Genomic DNA, 711 nt, shown 5'->3' on the forward strand with positions numbered 1-711 from the left:
GGAGGGACGAATACCTCAGACGGTTTAGATATGGGGAGTACATCACCTGAATCTGACGAATTATCGGCTGATAGTGCCAGCGTAAGCGGTTCGGCAATATCCTTCAACGGTGTGGTAGTCACAAATAATGATGACGATGACGATGACGATGACGATGATGACACCACTTATAAATTACCTGATTCATGGGTAGTTGGCTCGTCACTGGAAATTACAATACCTGATACTTTCACGGTCACGGTCGATGGCAACTATTCTCGTGTTTACAATGACACGCTCAGCGAAATAGCCCCTTACATAGGTATGCCGGTAACGCTGACTTTCAACGGTTCTGCCTATGATTTGTGGGTGGCAGACTATCAACCGCATGCAGATACCCCAGACGTTACCACTGCCTCGATCACTTTTTCCTACAGCAGTGCCACTGGAACACCTTTTGCCGGTATTCCGACCGGGCAACAAAGGCTTGCTGTTGGACATAGGGGAAATGAGTACAAAATATTAACCATCGACGGCGTGACCATTACCGTTGGGCGCCTGCTTGAAGGGTCTGCCGATACTGATCCCTCATGGCCTGGTTTTGTTGGTCGAACCGCTTTGGACTTTTCAGCATCAGGAATTAACGATTCCGATCTGTGGCTTGGGCCTTTTCTCGCCACACCGTCAAATGAAACAACGGACTATTTTGAGATAAATTTTTCATTCCCCTCC

The 711-nt window shown here is 47.8% G+C and carries 1 pseudogene; it reads left to right on the forward strand.

The features are described 5' to 3' along the window. Positions 1-30 precede the first annotated feature (30 nt). A pseudogene (locus tag SPM24T3_RS24105) lies at positions 31-711 on the forward strand (phage tail protein); the annotation flags it as partial.

This window comes from Serratia sp. M24T3, assembly GCF_000257645.1.
GTDB lineage: Bacteria > Pseudomonadota > Gammaproteobacteria > Enterobacterales > Enterobacteriaceae > Rouxiella.